The sequence below is a fragment of the Roseomonas rosulenta genome (genome assembly GCF_016106005.1).
Classification (GTDB): domain Bacteria; phylum Pseudomonadota; class Alphaproteobacteria; order Acetobacterales; family Acetobacteraceae; genus Neoroseomonas; species Neoroseomonas rosulenta.
This window is the reverse complement of the sequence record NZ_JACADR010000079.1, coordinates 1-2,500: the sequence shown is the minus strand read 5'-3', so window position 1 is coordinate 2,500 and position 2,500 is coordinate 1. Positions and strand designations below refer to the sequence as shown.

Annotated in this window: 1 rRNA gene (cut by a window edge); it reads left to right on the top strand. The window is 57.8% G+C overall.

Features of this window, described 5'->3' with window-relative positions:
- A 23S ribosomal RNA gene (locus tag HW578_RS11835) occupies positions 1–2,500 on the top strand; its annotated part reaches 166 nt to the left of the window's first position; the annotation flags it as partial.

Below are 2,500 nucleotides of genomic sequence, written 5' to 3'. Positions count from 1 at the left end.
AGGAGGCGAACCCGGGGAACTGAAACATCTCAGTACCTGGAGGAAAAGACATCAAACGAGATTCCGCTAGTAGTGGCGAGCGAACGCGGAGTAGGCCAGTGGTTTATCAGAAAGAAGCCGAACGACCTGGAAAGGTTGGCCGTAGTGGGTGATAGCCCCGTAGGCGTAGTGTTCTGATGGATCCTTGAGTAGGGCGGGGCACGTGAAACCCTGTCTGAACATGGGGGGACCACCCTCCAAGCCTAAATACTCCTTGGCGACCGATAGTGCACAAGTACCGTGAGGGAAAGGTGAAAAGCACCCCGACGAGGGGAGTGAAAGAGACCTGAAACCGGATGCCTACAAGCAGTCGGAGCCCCATGTGGGTGACGGCGTACCTTTTGTATAATGGGTCCGCGAGTTCGTGTTGGCAGCAAGCTTAAGCCGAGAGGTGTAGGCGCAGCGAAAGCGAGTCTGAACAGGGCGTTCAGTTGCCGGCATGAGACCCGAAACCTGGTGATCTAGCCATGGACAGGTTGAAGGTGGGGTAACACCCACTGGAGGACCGAACCCACGCCTGTTGAAAAAGTCGGGGATGATCTGTGGTTAGGGGTGAAAGGCCAATCAAACCAGGAAATAGCTGGTTCTCCGCGAAATCTATTGAGGTAGATCGTCCGCTGTTCACCATCGGAGGTAGAGCACCGGAAGGGCTAGGGGGGCCCAAAGCCCTACCAAACCCTACCGAACTCCGAATGCCGATGAGTGCAGGCGGGCAGACAGACAGTGGGTGCTAAGGTCCATTGTCGAGAGGGAAACAACCCAGACCACCAGCTAAGGCCCCCAAATGATGGCTAAGTGGGAAAGCATGTGAGACGGCCAAAACAACCAGGAGGTTGGCTTAGAAGCAGCCATCCTTTAAAGAAAGCGTAATAGCTCACTGGTCTAAACAAGCTGTCTTGCGGCGAAAATGTACCGGGGCTCAAGCCATCTGCCGAAGCTGTGGGTGCGTAGCAATACGCGCGGTAGCGGAGCGTTCCCTAGGCCTGTGAAGCGGTACCGGTGACGGGCCGTGGAGGTATGGGAAGTGCGAATGCGGACATGAGTAACGACAAACAGGGTGAGAAACCCTGTCGCCGAAAGTCCAAGGGTTCCTGCGCAAGGTTAATCCGCGCAGGGTGAGCCGGCCCCTAAGGCGAGGGCGAGAGCCGTAGCCGATGGGAACCAGGTGAATATTCCTGGGCCCGCCAGAAGTGACGGCCGTGAAACCGTGTCATTCCTTATCGGATTGGGGTGGCTCGTGGATCGGTCCGGGAAATAGCTCTGGCATATGGACCGTACCCGAAACCGACACAGGTGGACTGGATGAGTATTCCAAGGCGCTTGAGAGAACCATGCTGAAGGAACTAGGCAAATTGCCCGCGTAAGTTAGCGATAAGCGGGACCCATCTGTGGGCAACCATGGGTGGGTGGCACAGACCAGGGGGTGGCGACTGTTTAGTAAAAACACAGGGCTCTGCGAAATCGAGAGATGACGTATAGGGTCTGACGCCTGCCCGGTGCCGGAAGGTTAAAGGGAGGAGTGCAAGCTCCGAACTGAAGCCCCGGTAAACGGCGGCCGTAACTATAACGGTCCTAAGGTAGCGAAATTCCTTGTCGGGTAAGTTCCGACCTGCACGAATGGCGTAACGACCTCCCCACTGTCTCCAGCATGGGCTCAGTGAAATTGAATTCCCCGTGAAGATGCGGGGTACCCGCGGTCAGACGGAAAGACCCTATGAACCTTTACTGCAGCTTGGCAGTGGCGCCAGGAAGGGGCTGTGTAGGATAGGTGGGAGCCATTGAAGCCGGGGCGCCAGCTCTGGTGGAGGCAACCTTGAAATACCACCCTGCGCCTTTCTGGCGTCTAACCGAACCCCGTTATCCGGGGTCGGGACCCTGCCTGGTGGGCAGTTTGACTGGGGCGGTCGCCTCCCAAAGAGTAACGGAGGCGCGCGATGGTGGGCTCAAGCCGGTCGGACATCGGCTGTTGAGTGCAAAGGCACAAGCCCGCCTGACTGCGAGCGCGACAGCGCGAGCAGGGACGAAAGTCGGCCTTAGTGATCCGGTGGTCCCGCGTGGAAGGGCCATCGCTCAACGGATAAAAGGTACTCTAGGGATAACAGGCTGATCTCCCCCAAGAGTCCACATCGACGGGGAGGTTTGGCACCTCGATGTCGGCTCATCGCATCCCGGGGCTGGAGCAGGTCCCAAGGGTTCGGCTGTTCGCCGATTAAAGCGGTACGTGAGCTGGGTTTAGAACGTCGTGAGACAGTTCGGTCCCTATCTGCCGTGGGTGTTGGAGACTTGAGAGGATCTTTCCCTAGTACGAGAGGACCGGGAAGGACGCACCTCTGGTGCACCGGTTGTGGCGCCAGCCGCATCGCCGGGTAGCCAAGTGCGGAATGGATAACCGCTGAAGGCATCTAAGCGGGAAACCAGCCTCAAGACCAGGTCTCCCCAAGGGCCGTGCAAGACCAGCACG